The sequence below is a fragment of the uncultured Candidatus Kuenenia sp. genome (assembly GCF_900696675.1).
Taxonomy (GTDB): Bacteria; Planctomycetota; Brocadiia; order Brocadiales; family Brocadiaceae; genus Kuenenia; species Kuenenia stuttgartiensis_A.
This window is the reverse complement of sequence record NZ_CAADGZ010000008.1, coordinates 41897-57729: the sequence shown is the minus strand read 5'-3', so window position 1 is coordinate 57729 and position 15833 is coordinate 41897. Positions and strand designations below refer to the sequence as shown.

14 protein-coding genes are annotated in these 15833 nt (G+C 41.2%); 12 read left to right on the top strand and 2 right to left on the bottom strand.

From position 1 onward, the window contains the following. Positions 1-581 precede the first annotated feature (581 nt). From plsX to glmS, 7 genes are all read left to right on the top strand, one after another. On the top strand, positions 582-1613 hold the full coding sequence (gene plsX, locus QZT26_RS02825) for a phosphate acyltransferase PlsX (protein WP_230405740.1): 1032 nt from the start codon (positions 582-584) through the stop codon (positions 1611-1613). A gap of 39 nt (positions 1614-1652) precedes the next feature. Continuing rightward, the gene (locus QZT26_RS02820) at positions 1653-2648 is read left to right on the top strand and encodes a beta-ketoacyl-ACP synthase III (protein WP_099324461.1); all 996 of its coding nucleotides are present in this window, start codon (positions 1653-1655) and stop codon (positions 2646-2648) included. Between the two features lie 6 nt (positions 2649-2654). Further along, positions 2655-3575, top strand: a complete 921-nt coding sequence (gene fabD / locus QZT26_RS02815; protein WP_295100450.1) for an ACP S-malonyltransferase — start codon at positions 2655-2657, stop codon at positions 3573-3575. Positions 3576-3619: 44 nt separating this feature from the next. After that, positions 3620-3853, top strand: a complete 234-nt coding sequence (acpP, locus tag QZT26_RS02810; RefSeq protein WP_099324463.1) for an acyl carrier protein — start codon at positions 3620-3622, stop codon at positions 3851-3853. Further along, on the top strand, positions 3854-5098 hold the full coding sequence (gene fabF, locus QZT26_RS02805) for a beta-ketoacyl-ACP synthase II (protein WP_099324464.1): 1245 nt from the start codon (positions 3854-3856) through the stop codon (positions 5096-5098). It abuts the gene before it with no gap. Between the two features lie 355 nt (positions 5099-5453). Continuing rightward, entirely contained in the window at positions 5454-6461 is a 1008-nt protein-coding gene (gene lpxD, locus QZT26_RS02800; RefSeq protein ID WP_099324465.1) for a UDP-3-O-(3-hydroxymyristoyl)glucosamine N-acyltransferase, read from the top strand. Positions 6462-6481: 20 nt separating this feature from the next. Next, positions 6482-8308 (top strand): glutamine--fructose-6-phosphate transaminase (isomerizing), encoded by a 1827-nt coding sequence (gene glmS, locus QZT26_RS02795; protein ID WP_295100444.1) that lies wholly within the window; start codon positions 6482-6484, stop codon positions 8306-8308. Between the two features lie 43 nt (positions 8309-8351). Here glmS and msrA read toward each other — a convergent pair whose 3' ends face one another. Then, complete coding sequence (gene msrA, locus QZT26_RS02790) at positions 8352-8984, bottom strand: peptide-methionine (S)-S-oxide reductase MsrA (RefSeq protein ID WP_099324467.1); 633 nt, start codon at positions 8982-8984, stop codon at positions 8352-8354. 446 nt (positions 8985-9430) lie between these two features. Between msrA and cysC the strand changes: the two genes are divergently transcribed. Together cysC and QZT26_RS02780 are read left to right on the top strand one after the other, a co-directional pair. Next, the gene (gene cysC / locus QZT26_RS02785; RefSeq protein WP_164994576.1) at positions 9431-10042 is read left to right on the top strand and encodes an adenylyl-sulfate kinase; all 612 of its coding nucleotides are present in this window, start codon (positions 9431-9433) and stop codon (positions 10040-10042) included. Between the two features lie 134 nt (positions 10043-10176). Next, positions 10177-11172, top strand: coding sequence for a GDP-L-fucose synthase (locus tag QZT26_RS02780; RefSeq protein ID WP_295100440.1), 996 nt, complete (start codon positions 10177-10179; stop codon positions 11170-11172). A gap of 118 nt (positions 11173-11290) precedes the next feature. Here QZT26_RS02780 and QZT26_RS02775 read toward each other — a convergent pair whose 3' ends face one another. Then, complete coding sequence (locus QZT26_RS02775) at positions 11291-11836, bottom strand: FxLYD domain-containing protein (protein WP_295100439.1); 546 nt, start codon at positions 11834-11836, stop codon at positions 11291-11293. Positions 11837-12503: 667 nt separating this feature from the next. On the opposite strand from QZT26_RS02775, the gene ricT reads away from it, so the two are divergent. From ricT to QZT26_RS02760, 3 genes are read left to right on the top strand one after another with little or no spacing between them, the layout of a single operon-like run. Further along, the gene (gene ricT / locus QZT26_RS02770) at positions 12504-13322 is read left to right on the top strand and encodes a regulatory iron-sulfur-containing complex subunit RicT (protein ID WP_295100437.1); all 819 of its coding nucleotides are present in this window, start codon (positions 12504-12506) and stop codon (positions 13320-13322) included. Continuing rightward, positions 13315-14877, top strand: a complete 1563-nt coding sequence (gene metG / locus QZT26_RS02765; RefSeq protein WP_230405741.1) for a methionine--tRNA ligase — start codon at positions 13315-13317, stop codon at positions 14875-14877. Before ricT ends, metG begins: the two co-directional genes overlap by 8 nt. A 17-nt stretch (positions 14878-14894) precedes the next feature. Then, positions 14895-15716 (top strand): M48 family metallopeptidase, encoded by an 822-nt coding sequence (locus QZT26_RS02760; RefSeq protein WP_295100433.1) that lies wholly within the window; start codon positions 14895-14897, stop codon positions 15714-15716. Positions 15717-15833 lie beyond the last annotated feature (117 nt).

Sequence of the window (15833 nt, the reverse complement as noted above, 5' to 3'; positions counted from 1 at the left end):
TTAAAAACAAATGTTTAAGTTTTTTCAAAAATATTAACGAGTATACAGATGAATTGTCTACTCTTTTAACTGAAAATTTTCAAATTATTGGCGAGCAAATTTCGAAAACCTGATTTGTTTGACTATAAATACGTTCTTACCCAAACGGTAAAATTTTGCCGGTGTTGAGTCTGGATGCCTATAAATAGTATTGTTAATTTAAAAAATAATGTGTATAATCCTGCTTCTATAAAATGAACGCATCAGGGAGAAAATATTTCCGGTATTATTGACAAAACCCGGTGAGATAACCATATGTATACTCCAGCATTGCTGATCAGTTTTGTGTAAACTATTAAATAAATTTTTAACAATGAGGTTTTAAATGGCCAATCCAAAGAGGAGACATTCTAACTCAAGAACACGTAAAAGACGTACGCACGATAAACTTACGGTTCCCGTTTTTCCATTAGATAAAAATTTAGAAAAGGGGGGGCGTATCCGCTCCAAACGTTATGTTTGTTCGCACTGTAAACAAATAAATCAACCGCATACCGTATGCCATAACTGCGGATATTACCGGGGCAGGCAGGTAATTTCTGTTGAAAGGTAAATTTATGAGGATTGCGGTAGACGCCATGGGCGGGGATAAGGCGCCGCAAGAAATTGTCAAAGGCTCTGTCCTGGCTGCGCAACAGGTGCCTGATGCTGAGATTATATTGGTTGGTGACGAAAACAGAATTAAACACGAATTATGTCTTGGCGGAACCATTCCCAAAAATATAACCATTCACCATGCGGCTCAGATAGTCGGCATGGAGGATCCTGCAACACATTCCATACGGCAAAAAATAAACTCTTCCATTACGCAAAGTGTTGAGTTGGTCGCTAAGAGGAAAGCGGATGCAATCGTCAGTGCGGGGCATACGGGGGCAACGGTAGCGGCGGCAATGCTACACATGAAAACATTGAAAGGCATTCGTCGTCCAGGCATTGCGATATCCCTTCCCACCCTCCATGGATCATGTCTTATTATCGATGCAGGCGCCAATATCAGTTGCAAGCCATTACACTTGTATCAGTATGGAATTATGGCGTCAACTGTCTGCAAGCACCTAATGAATATAGAAAATCCCAAGGTTGGACTTCTCAATATAGGAGAAGAGGACGCAAAGGGAAACGATCTGGTTCGGGAAACCTTTTCGCTTCTTTCCAACGCACATTTAAATTTTATCGGAAATATTGAAAGCCGTGAGATATTTGATGGCAAGGCAGATGTCGTCGTTTGTGAAGGGTTTGTGGGAAATGTAATATTGAAATTTGCAGAGGGGATGGCAAAGAACCTTCTTACCACGATAAAAGCAGAATCAATGAATAGGTTTTGGGCAAAACTTGGACTGCTTTTGTGCAAACCGGTTTTCCAATCGATAAAAACAAAGATGGATTTTGCCGAATACGGAGGTGTTCCTTTGCTGGGGATAAATGGCATTTGTATTATTTGCCATGGGAGATCTGACGCACGGACTATACAAAATGCCATAAAAGCGGCATTAAAATTAACTAAAACGGAAATTAATGAGTATATTATTTCAGAACTGGAGAAATCCAATACACTTACGGCAGAAGTTGCTTAAGTTTTTAAAGGCTTTACACCTTCTCTGGGCAATGAGAAATTGAACGTACGCCAAAATCAAATAACATCGATAACAGGGATAGGGTCATACCTCCCTGAAAAGATATTAACCAATCATGCTCTGGAAAAATTGGTAGACACTACGGACGATTGGATTCTGCAAAGGACAGGAATAAGAGAGCGTCGTATTGTTGAAAATGGAGTGACAACATCAGATCTTGGCGCCATCGCCTCGTTAAAAGCAATAGAAAATGCCGGGATATCCGCGGAAGAGATCGATATGATTATTACTTCCACCATTACCCCCGACTACCTTTTTCCTTCTACTTCCTGTTGTTTACAAAAGCAAATTGGTGCTGTCCATGCAAGCGCATTTGATATTTCAGCGGCTTGTGCCGGATTTGTGTATGCGCTTTCCATCGGGCAAAGTGTTATAAATTCGGGTGCCGCAAAAACTGTTTTGGTGGTGGGCGCAGAATGTTTGTCAAAGATTACCGACTATACAGACCGGGCAACCTGTATTTTGTTTGGAGACGGTGCCGGTGCCGTCATACTTCAAAACAATAAAGAAAAACATCAGATATTAGACACACGATTGGTCTCTGATGGAACGTATACGGACGTACTTATAATACCCGGCGGCGGCTCAAAACATCCTGCCACCATAGAATCGGTGCAGGAAAGGTTGCATTACATTCGGTTTAAAGGAAGGGAGGTGTTTAAGCTCGCAATTAATACCATTACCAACCTGGTGATAGAAACCGCACAAAGAAATGGTTTTGCCGTTCAGGATATCGATTTAATTATCCCTCACCAAAGCAACCTGAGAATTATTGAAGCGACCATGGAAAGACTTAAACTGCCCATGGAAAAGGCATTTGTAAATATTGATAAATATGGGAATACATCTTCTGCTTCAGTTCCAATAGCAATTGATGAGGCGCAACAGGAAGGAAGACTCAAGAAAGGCGATTTAGTGATGTTGGTAGCCTTCGGGGGCGGATTGACCTGGGGATCATGTGTTGTTAGGTGGTAGAATATTATGCGGAAAACAGCCTTTCTTTTTCCAGGTCAGGGTACCCAATTGGTGGGCATGGGGAAAGATTTTTACAAAGAATACAAAGAAGCTCGCGAAATTTTCAACCAGGCAAATGATGCGTTAGGGTTTGACCTTGCATCTTTATGTTTTGAGGGAAATCAGGAGGAATTAAACAAGACGTCTCTTAGCCAGCCGGCTATATTGGTGACTTCCATTGCAATACTTGAAGTGTTGAAGGAAATTTCTTTTTTTAAGAAAACCACCTGTGATGCGGTTGCCGGGCTGAGCCTGGGAGAATACACTGCGCATGTATCGGCTGGTTCTGTTGCTTTTGCAGATGCGGTAAAACTGGTGTATAAGCGTGGTATATATATGCAGGAGGCCTGTGAGAAAAGTTCCGGAGGAATGGCTTCTGTCATTGGACTGGAAGATAAGAAAATAGAACATATTTGCAGGGAATTGAACCCGCTTGGTGTTATCTGCGCCGCAAATTATAATAGCCCCGGACAGGTAGTAATATCAGGAGAATCAAATGTACTGGAACGGGCGGTTCTATTGGCAAAAGAAAGAGGCGCCAGGATGGTAATCCCGCTAAAAGTGCAGGGTGCATTTCATTCCGGTTTAATGACTCCTGCCAGTGACAAGCTTTATTCCGAACTGGAATCAACGGTTATCTCAAAACCCGGAGTTCCCGTAGTTGCAAACATTAACGCAGAGTATGTTTCCAATCCGGAGGAAATAAGAACAGCTCTGATAAAACAGCTAAACAGTCCTGTCAAATGGTATCAATCTATGCAGAAACTGATACATGATGGATTTTCTCAATTTTATGAAATAGGGCCTGGAAAAACCTTGTCGGGACTTATGAAAAAAATTGATCCTGCTCAGCAAGTCAAAAGTTTTAGCACAATAGCAGATCTTTAATTGCGCAGTAAATTTGAATTGTCTTTAACAAGGAGGTAAAAATCGTGACGTCCGTCGGAGAAAAAGTAAGAGAAATTATCACAAAACAAATGGGGGTAAAAGCGGAACAGATAACACATGAAACATCCTTTGTCAATGATTTAGGCGCAGATTCGCTCGATACAGTGGAACTAATTATGGAATTTGAAGATGCATTTGATATGAATATTCCTGATGAAGATGCTGAAAAAATACGTACGGTGGGAGATGCAGTTAAATATATAGAGGAACACAAATAAATGCACGGAAGAAAAAGAGTCGTCATTACGGGTACCGGAGCAATAACTTCTCTGGGGAGGGAAAAAAAGGAACTCTGGTCTGCATTGTGCAACGGTGAAAGCGGCATTAAACCCATTACTTCTTTTGATACTACCGCATTTGAGGTGAAATTTGGCGGCGAAGTAAGCGATTTTAACCCGGCAGAGTGGCTTGATACCAAAGAGGCCAGGAGACTTGACAGATTTTCACAATTCGCGATAGCGGCGACCGATATTGCAGTAACAGATGCGGGTTTAAACTTTGACGCAATCGATACCGCGCGTGTTGGTGTCTTTATAGGATCCGGTATGGGTGGCCTTTTGGAATTTGAGGCGCAACACAAAAATCTGTTAAATAAAGGGCCATCAAGGGTTTCCCCTTTTATGGTTCCTAAACTAATGGCGAACGCAGCTTCCGCACATGCAGCAATCCGGTATGGTTTAAGAGGCCCTAATTTTGCAGTAGTTGCCGCTTGTACAACAGGGGTAATCTCCATAGGGGAAGCAGTGCGGGTAATTCAGAGAGGCGACGCAGACATCATGATTACAGGAAGTTCTGAGGCAGTTATTACCCCTTTAGCCGTAGCCGGGTTTGGCGCAATGAAGGCATTGTCTACCCACAACAGTGAACCGCAGAAAGCGAGCCGTCCATTTGATAAAAACCGTGATGGCTTTGTCATCTCTGAAGGGGCGGGAATAGTCGTTATCGAAGAACTGGAGGCTGCCAAAAAAAGAGGGGCAACAATCTATGCGGAGATATTGGGATATGGCATGACTGCCGATGCATACCATATTGCCGCTCCCAATAGCAACGGCGAGGGTGCAATACGATGCATGACGCATGCTTTAAACGACGCCGGATGCGGCGTTGAAACGATAGATTACATAAACGCCCATGCGACGTCTACCCCGCTTGGAGATCAGATAGAGGTGGGGGCTATTAAGAAGGTTTTTGGCGACCATGCTTCAAAAATTCCAGTGAGTTCTACCAAATCTATGCTCGGACACCAGCTTGGAGCTTCGGGAAGCGTAGAAATTATCATTTGTGCGTTTGCACTGAATGAAGGAGTTATTCCCCCAACAATAAATTATGAAACTCCTGATCCACAGTGCTCAGGACTTGATTTTGTTCCTAACGAAGCACGCGAAAAAAAGATTCATAAGACACTTTCTAATTCATTTGGCTTTGGTGGACATAATGCAACCATCATCCTTGGCAAAGTATAATGCGTTAAGGGCGGGACAATAGTACCTTAAAAGTTATTTCTTTGCATACTTCCATTCGTCAGTGCGTGCTTTTTGTCAAAATATTTAAGGATGAAATACGAAAACAACTTCTAATGACAAAATGATTTGCATTTTATGTCTTGTCATTAGAAGTTGTTTGGGCAATTATCAATTGTCATATGAACGTATCAACACTACGCAATCATTCTCCTGCCAATCTGGTTCGTTTTTTTGTTTACATCAATTTTCAACCGATTTTTCATCACGTCATGTGTTTTCATTGAATTAGTGAAATAATTTAATAACGGAAGTTTTGAAATATTTTTAGAAAAATAGGCTTCTTTGGCCATACACCATGAAATATACCCTACACCAAATTCAAGCAATCATAGGTGGCAAAATCCTTGGCGATGAGGAAACCGTTATCACCGGTATTGCCGGCATTGAAAATGCGGGTGAAGGGGATATTTCTTTTGTTAAAAATGATACGCTCATCCGGCAGGCTCTTTCTTCTCAGGCTTCTGCATTTATAGTACACCAGGAAATTTCTGCATTAAAAAAACCCTGTATCATACTACAAAATCCGTTTTTTGCGTTTACCCTCCTCATGGGCGATGCTGCAAAAAAAAGATTTGCCCGTCAGGCAAGCATCCATACTTCCGCAATTATCAGCAGCAGCGCTGCAATTGGCAAGGATGCCTCTATTGGCGCGTACGTTGTAATAGAAGATAACGCTGTAATTGGAAACAATGTTGTCATTTATCCCGGTACGTTCATTGGAAAGGATTGCAAAATCGGAGACAATGCCCTTATTTATGCGAATGTCACTATCAGGGAAAAATGTAGTATTGGCAGAAGGGTAATTATTCATTGTAACAGTGTTATTGGCGATGATGGTTTCGGTTACCTCCAAATGGAAAAAAAACACATCAAGATCCCCCAAATAGGAACGGTGGAAATTGGAGATGATGTGGAAATCGGATCAATGGTAACTGTTTGCCGCGCGGCCATAGATAAAACAATCATCGGAAACGGCGTAAAAATAGACAATCATTCGCATATCGCGCATAATGTGGAAATTGGGGAGAATACAATGCTCGTAGGCTATGCAAAAATTGCCGGCAGCGTAAAAATCGGGAAAAATGTTATGGTTGCCGGAGACGTAGACATTACTGGCCATGCAACAATCGGGGATAATTGCGTTATAGGCGGAGGATCGAAGGTCCACAAAAACCTCAAACCAGGCGCTATTGTCTGGGGCGCTCCGGCAAAGCCGATATCTGAAGAAAAGCGAATACAGGTGTTATTGAGAAAACTGCCCGAAATGTATCAGGCGATTAAAAAAGTAATGCATACATCATAAACCGGGAGAGGAAATCGTATATGTGTGGAATTGTCGGGTATATTGGACCTAAAAATGCCCTCAATGTTTTGATGCATGGTATCAAAAGGCTGGAATATCGTGGTTACGATTCTTCCGGGATTGCCTTTTTTGAAAACGGTTCCCTGCGCTGTGAGAAGGCGGTTGGAAAAATTGCAATGCTGGAAGAAAAATTAAGCGGTCATGTATGTATTTCACATGCAGGGATTGTTCATACGCGATGGGCGACCCATGGTACACCTACTTTTGAAAATGCGCATCCCCACTTTGATTGCCATAACGAAATCGCAGTGGTGCATAATGGGATCATTGAGAATTATGACTATTTGAAATTAAAATTGCAGCAAAACGGCCATACGTTCAGAAGCCAGACAGATACCGAGGTGCTGGCGCATCTTATCGAGGAACATTACCGGGATAATCTTGAAACCGCTGTCATGGAAGCTCTGAAGAAAGTGGAAGGAACGTATGGGCTTGCAGCTATTTCTTCAAAAGATCCCGAAAAAATCGTAGCAGCAAGAAATGGATCACCGTTAATACTGGGGATTGGAGACCATGAATATTTCATTACTTCTGACGTGTCTGCCTCGTTGGAACATACACGGGAGGTAATGTACCTGGACGACAATGAGATAGCAATCCTAACCCCCGAAGGTTACAAAACAAAGACCATACAAAACATCCCTACATATAAAAAAACAGAAGAGGTGTTGTGGAATATTGATATGATCGAAAAAGGCGGTTACAAACACTTCATGCTGAAAGAAATCCACGAACAGCCCCAGGCGCTTCTCAACCTTATGAGAGGAAGGGTGGACGGAAACCACGGTCCGATAAAATTAGGCGGACTCATTAACCGGGAAAAAGAACTTTTAGAAGCAAAACGGATTATCATTATTGCGTGCGGAACGTCCTGGCATGCCGGATTGGTCGGAGAGTATATGCTGGAAGAGTTGGTCAGGCTTCCCGTCGAAGTGGAATATGCATCTGAATTTCGTTATCGTAACCCCATTATCGAAAAAAACACCATAGTAATCGCCATCAGTCAATCGGGAGAAACAGCGGATACACTGGCGGCTATGCGCCAGGCAAAGGGAAAGGGGGCCGCAATGTTGTCAATCTGCAATGTTGTCGGAAGCAGTATTGCCCGTGAGGCCGGATCGGGAATTTACCTGCATATCGGCCCGGAAATAGGGGTTGCATCTACAAAGGCATTTACTGCACAGATAGCCGCCTTCTATTTGTTTTCCCTTTACCTGTTGCTTCTGAAAAACAAAGACTATGCCATTCCGCCTGAAATGATTTCTGCTATCAGGACTATCCCTGACAAGATACAAACCATTCTCGACAGGGAAAAGGAAATAGGAGAAATCGCGAAAATCTACAAAGACACGAACCACGCCCTCTACCTTGGCAGAGGATTCAACTATCCCGTGGCGCTTGAGGGTGCCCTTAAATTAAAGGAAATCTCATATATCCACGCAGAGGGCTATCCCGCGGCTGAAATGAAACACGGCCCCATTGCCCTTATTGACAAAAATATGCCGGTAATATTTATCGCAACAAAAGACAGTACGTACGGAAAAATACTCAACAACATTGAAGAAGTGAAATCAAGGGGTGGAAAAGTCATTGCAATTGCAACGGAAGGAGACAGAAAAATTACCGAAAAGGTCGATCATGTATTCCATATCCCGGAAACTTCAGGCGTTCTGATACCAATTCTTTCGGTAATTCCCCTCCAATTACTTGCATACCATATGGCAGTCTTACGTGGTTGCGATGTGGACAAGCCAAGAAATCTGGCAAAAAGCGTCACGGTAGAATAAAACAAAAAACACTATTTCATATAAGAACACAGAGAACGCTATTTTACTTTGCGTCCTTTTCCCACTTCTCTTTTAAATACCGCTCCCTTCCCGAGCCATATTTATACCTGTTGTACTGTGTCTGGTTTTTCTCATAATATTTCTGATGATACTCTTCCGCCTTGTAAAATGCCGAAGCAGGCACAATTTCCGTGACAATTGGCTTATTAAATTTTCCTGATTTCTCCAACTCTTTTTTTGACGACTCGGCAAGATTTTTCTGTTCCTCCGTATGATAAAAGATTGCCGTTCGGTATTGAGACCCTACGTCAGCAAATTGCCTGTTCATTGCAGTAGGATCAATATTTCTCCAAAATACTTGCAAAAGAGACGCGTAAGAAATGAGCGAGGGATCATACCATATCTCTATCGCTTCTGCATGGCCCGTCCTGCCGGAATATACATCCTCATAGGCAGGATTCTCAACATTGCCGCCGGTATATCCGACAGCAGTGGAAATCACGCCCTCTAATTGGTCGAAGGGCTGCTGCATGCACCAAAAACAACCCCCGGCAAAGGTAGCCATTTCATATTTTTTATGAGTCGTATCACTATCGCTATTTTTACTTTCACCACACAATGCGCCATTTATTCCTAAAACAATTAATATAAATAATGGAATCAAATAATTATTCATACCAGCGCCCCCCTTACATGCTGTAATTTTGAAGATATTCGTTAATACACGTTTACTGCTTTTACCGAAAACGAAGCGTAATCTCATAGTATCAAATATTTGTCAGAATGAAAGAGGACATCCCACAAAAAAATCCTCCAACTCTTATTATTATGCGACAAATACAGGTGGAAAAAGTTTGCATTTTTACAATAGGTTCTATAGTATTTACAAAACTTTATTTTATCAATTATATACTCCATAAAATATTTATCTTGTTTGGAAATTTGTTTTCAACCGCGCAACATGGAATTATTGCCAACAAGGGCAACTGTCATGCAACATTTTCAAATGAATCAATCACGGCGACTCAGGTTTGTCACCCGAACCCATGAAGTTATTTGGTCGCCAGCAGGGGGCGCATACTTTAATTATTTAATACTTTCGCTTATCAATAAGGAGATGAAATGTCAGACCAGAAGGCTACGAACATAAAATGGCATCATGGCAAGATTACAAAGGCGCACAGAATCGATCTGATGAAACAAAAGGGAGTCACTATCTGGCTCACGGGTCTTTCAGGGTCTGGGAAATCCACCATTGCCGTAGAGCTTGAACACGCTCTTGTTGAAAATAAACATCAGGCATATATACTCGATGGCGACAATATACGCCACGGCCTTAATAAGAATCTTGGGTTTTCCCCCGAGGACCGCGCAGAAAATATTCGGCGTATTGGAGAGGTCGCCAAACTTTTTACTGACGCAAATATAATAACAATAACCGCCTTTATCTCTCCCTATAAAGAAGACAGAGATAATGCGAGGAAATTGCAGAACGAAGGGGAATTTATAGAAATTTATGTGAAATGTCCGCTTAACGTGTGCGAACAACGCGATGTAAAGGGTCTCTATAAAAAAGCCAGGACTGGAGAAATAAAAGAATTTACGGGCATATCTGCGCCTTATGAAGAACCCTCCAACCCCGAGCTGACCATTGATACATCGGTAATGCCGGTAGAAGAATCAACCAGAGCTATTTTAAAATACCTCGAAGAAAACAGGTATGTACGATTCTGAAAAAAAGGTGTAATCTTCTTTTTACGTAAAAGCATAACTTTATGCTGATTCTGCTCCTTCACTTAAGAGCACATTAATTTCAAGGGAGGCTGAATGGAAAGGCAACCCACTCTTCATACACCATTCCTAGTATTATGGATTTCTGGATAAATAAAAGAACAATTGTCACTGGCGGCGCCGGATTTCTCGGCTCCTTTGTTATTGAAAAACTAAAAGAGCGCGGCTGCAAAGAGATATTCGTACCAAGGAGTAAAGACTACGATCTTGTTGAAAATGAATCCTGTAAAAGGCTTTACAAGGATGCCATGCCAGACATTGTCATTCATCTTGCAGCAAGGGTCGGCGGCATAGGTGCTAACCAGTCGAGTCCGGGGAAATTCTTTTACGACAACCTGATGATGGGCGTACAAATGCTGGAGGCTGGAAGACGGGCCGGGGTAGAAAAATTTGTATCCATTGGCACGATTTGCGCTTATCCAAAATTTGCCTCTGTACCATTTAAGGAAGAGAATTTATGGGATGGTTATCCGGAGGAAACAAATGCACCTTATGGATTGGCGAAGAAAATGCTTTTGGTTCAGTCGCAGGCATACAGACAGCAATATGGATTTAATGCTATTTATCTTTTACCGGTAAACCTTTACGGACCTGGAGATAATTTCGATCTTGAATCTTCTCATGTAATCCCGGCTCTTATAAGAAAATGTATAGAGGCAAAATATTTTACGGCGGTGGCGGAGGCCGGGCACTTTGAACCCTCACGTTCTCAACCTCAACCGTCTATTACCGTTTGGGGCACAGGTACTCCCACCCGGGAATTTCTCTACGTGGAAGATGCTGCGGAAGGGATTGTCCTTGCCACTGAAAAATATAACAAACCAGACCCGGTTAATCTTGGGGCAGGATTTGAGATTTCCATAAAAGATCTGGTAGGATTGATTACTAAACTAACAGACTTCAAAGGAGGGATTGTCTGGGATACTTCAAAACCCGATGGTCAACCAAGGCGAAGGTTGGATACGTCTAAAGCTGAAAAAGAATTCGGATTTAAAGCGAGGATGCTGTTTGAAGAAGGTTTGCAAAAGACAATTGACTGGTATATCAAAAATAGACGACCCCACCGTTTTTAGAGTATAGTATCGGTACGGAAGTAGGGTCAAATGTCCAAATAAGTAAATGTTTTCATGCCCTTTTGTGTGCCCTCGGCTAATGAATGTTTACTCTGACGGAGCTATTCAATGAGGTATTTTATTTAGCGAACCGTATTTCATATTTACTTATAAAAGCAGATGGTAATCCGACAATCATCGATTCAAAAGATTCTGTGCTTTCGTTCGGAATATCATGAATAGAAAACTCCTCTTCTTTTAAAAAAACGCCTCGATCATCGTAAATGCTTAATTTAAATTTTGCAAAGCGGTAATTTTTGCCGGACTTGTTTGTGATTTCCCCTGTTAATAACACGTTTTCACCAAAAGGACTAAAACGTACATTTCTGGCAAAAAACCCGTCCCCAATATCCTCATACCCCACCATAACAGGTGCGGCAACAAAATCCTCACGATGCACTTTAGCATCCATCTTTTTTTTAGGCGCTTCACTTACACCAGCAGTCCCCGTAAGCTGTTTTTCCAGCACATTAACGCGCTTCTCAAGTGATTCTATCCGGGATACCAGATTTGAAATGACAATTTCCAGCAACTGCACCTTATTTGATACATCCTGAGCGAATAAAGTATTGCTACTGATAATGACGAACGTTATAAATGATATAAAAATAGAAAATCTTTTCATCGGTGTTTCCTTTCAAAAAAATCACTAATTATTTTCATCACATCTTTCTATTCACGACTCGTTCTTCTATATTTGATTCAATAGCACTGCCCTCTATTACATACCACTCTCCATGTGTGAGAAGGTAAAACCCTGAAAATCCCGTTGTTGTGAAATTGCAGGTTTTTTTTGCAAAAAATTATCATATCATAATTAAAATAATTAATGCAAGTGTGTTTCTATTAAGTAATTACATAAAATCAAATAAAGCGTTATAGCTTGACATTAGGCAATGCAATTGCTACTATTCACTCATATTTATGCGTTTTATCTGAATGTTTCCGTAATAGTGGAAATTGTTGCCAGAAAATTCAAGTGATACGAAAAATTTTATCCCATTTGCGCCTTAAGGCTATGGATGTTTCATTATTGCGGAATGCAGACTTCTATTTAAAAACGGTATCTGCGTTTTGTATTCACAAAAGAGTTACGTTTTAGAAGAAATTACGGGTACCGCAGATTGCGCTGATTTCACAAAGAAAAATCTCAATAATTTGTGTAATCCGTAAAATCTGTGGTTTCACACACTTTTTATAGGTACGAGGCTTTGTCCCGATAGATTTATATGCGACAAATTTTAACCATTCGATACGGCGTATTAAAAAATACCGGAGATTTTTTTGCGCCAATGAACTCAATAAAAAGGGGTGACGAGGTGATCATCCGCTCTAGCAGAGGAATAGAATTTGGCACTGTTATTGCCAAAGTACGTGAAATAGAAGATGATGCATCCGTCGAATATCTTGGGGAAGTTTTGAGAAAAGCAACACCTGAGGATAAAGAAAAGCAGAAAAAAATAGACCAGGAAACCATCCCAAGCGAATCGAAATTTTGCCAAATGAAGATGAAAGAACATAAACTCCTCATGAAACTTGCATACGTAGAGCACTTATTTGGGAGTAAAAAAATCATTTTTTATTTTCTTGCCAATGGACGCGTTGATTTCAGAGAACTGGTAAAGGACCTTGCAAAAGAATATCAGGCGCGAATAGAGTTGAAACAAATTGGCGTACGCGATGAAGCAAGGCTTTTGGCGGATTACGAACACTGCGGGCAGGAACTATGCTGCCGGTCTTTTCTGAAAAACCTGGAACCGGTTACGATGAAAATGGCAAAAAACCAAAAAGCTACCCTGGACCCCTCTAAAATATCGGGGAGATGTGGCAGGTTGATGTGTTGTCTGCGTTACGAGGACCGCGTTTATGAAGAGTTAAAACAAGGACTTCCTAAAAAAGGAACTTCCGTGAAAACCGCAAAAGGCATCGGAGAAATAATCAACCACGATATTTTGCAGCAACAGGTTACTGTGGAATTGGAAAATGGAAGCCGGTTTACCGTTTCCACAAAAGAGATAACCCGGGTGGTACAAAATAAACCTGCACCGCCCGCCCAGAAGGGGAAAAGCGATTGTCTTCAATCCTGCAAAGAGGATTGTGGCCATGGGTAGACAGTCTTTTTATCTTACCACACCTATCTATTACGTAAATGATATACCTCATATCGGACATTCTTACACTACCATAGCCGCAGATGTTTTAGCCAGGTACAGAAGATTGCAGCAATATGACGTATTTTTTTTGACCGGTTCAGATGAACACGGGCAGAAAATTCAAAAGGCTGCCGAAGCCTGCAACAAAACACCTAATGATTTTGTCGATATGGTTGTAGGCAAGTTCAAAGATCTGTGGGAAAATCTTAATATTTCCAACGACGACTTCATACGCACCACCGACGAACGGCATGTTAAACGTGTCAAAAAGATATTTCAGAAGTTATTCGAAAACGGCGATATTTACCTTGGAGAATACGAAGGGAGATACTGCGTCCCCTGTGAAAGCTTTTGGACAGAAACGCAACTCGATGAAGGAAGGTGTCCGGAATGCAGACGCAATGTAGAAAAAGTAAAAGAAAAAAATTATTTCTTTCGGTTATCAAAATATCAAAAACCGCTTATTGAACACTATGATAAGCATCCGGAATTTATTCAACCAGAATCAAGACGAAATGAAATACTCCAAAGAATAACCTCTCATATTGAAGATATCAGCATAAGCAGATCTGCAGTAACCTGGGGAATTCAAGTGCCCATGGATACTACGCAAACAATATATGTTTGGATAGACGCACTTTTGAACTACATAACGGCTCTGGGCTATGATGATGATATGGAGCTATTCCAGAAATACTGGCCTGCAAATGTACATATCATAGGAAAGGAAATATTGTGGTTTCATGGGGCAATCTGGCCGGCAATCCTTATGTCATTAAAAATAGAATTACCCTTTAAAATCTTTACCCACGGCTGGTGGACAATTGAAGGGCAAAAGATTTCCAAATCATTGGGAAACGCAATAGACCCATTAAACATTATCCAAATCTATGGTACGGATGCTTACCGGTATTTCATCCTCAGAGAAGTTCCTTTCGGATCCGACGGCAATTTTTCCTACACCGCTTTAACAAACAGGATTAATTCTGACCTTGGCAATGACCTGGGTAATCTGCTACAACGTACACTCACCATGATTGAAAAATATTTCGATGCAGTGATACCTGAATATTCAGAGAAAGACGATGTATTAAAGGAAATCTCTCAAAACACCCTCAGTAAAATAAACAAGGAATTGGACAATCTTCAATTTAGCAAAGCGTTGGAAGCAATCTGGGAGTTTGTGGGAAGCGCAAATAAATGTATTGAAGAAAAAAAACCATGGGTGCTTGCAAAAACGAGCGCCTACAAACCGCAACTGAAAAATGTAATCAGCTCGCTGGCAAAGGCAATCAAAGATATTTCAATAGTTATTTACCCTTTTATGCCAAACACCTGCATTGAAATACAAAAACAACTTGGTATTCTGGAAAACAATGAATCCCCTTGCCTGGAATATCAGCAGATCATAAAAAGCGGCGTTATCGTAAAAAAAGGGAAGCCATTGTTCCCCAGGATTGAAAAAGAAACTGAAAATCCTGGGAAAAATATAGCGATGAATAATAAAGTTTAATAACAAGGAGCGGAAAAATGCACTTTCAGAAAAAAAACATTTCTTATTTCTTAATACTTATTTCCTTTTTTTGTTTATCGTGTAGTTCTGTACCCATCACCGGCAGAAAACAAGTGAGCTTTATTCCCGAATCAACAATACTTAACATGAGTTTCCAGCAATATCAGGAATTTGTTAAAACCAATGCGTTGAGTAAAAACCAGGAAGAATCCAACATGGTGAAAAAGGTTGGGAAAAGGATACAAGGTGCTGTAGAACAATACTTTGCACAAAACAACATGTCTCATGAATTAAAGGATTATGCATGGGAATTTAATCTTGTGGAAAGTAACGATGTGAATGCATGGGCAATGCCAGGCGGAAAAGTAGTGGTATATACGGGAATATTGCCGGTAACAAAAGACGAAAACGGCCTCGCGGTGGTTATGGGACATGAGGTGGCGCATGCAGTTGCAAAACATGGTAATGAACGAATGAGCCAGGAATTAATGACACAAATGGGAGAAACAGCGGTTTCTGTTGCTTTAAGCGGCAAATCGGATATGACAAAACAAGTTGTTTCTGCCGCATATGGGTATGGCAGTCAATACGGCATTCTGCTTCCTTATAGTCGCCTTCATGAAAGCGAGGCAGACTATCTTGGGCTGATTTTTATGGCTATGGCGGGATACGACCCTCATCATGCGGTAGACTTCTGGCAGAGAATGGCAGATACGAAGAATGGCGAAACAGTTCCTGAATTTATGAGTACCCATCCTTCTGACGATACCAGAATAAGGAAGATAAGAGAAAAAATACCCGAGGCGATGCAGTATTATAAAAAACCTATGGAGCAATAGAGGGGGTCACGGTCAAACCGGAAAGGATTCCAACGAAGCAATCTAAGTGCACAAAACAAAAAATATCCATTGATAATTTACGTTTTTTTCTGTCCATTACCTTGAAAGCCTTACCGT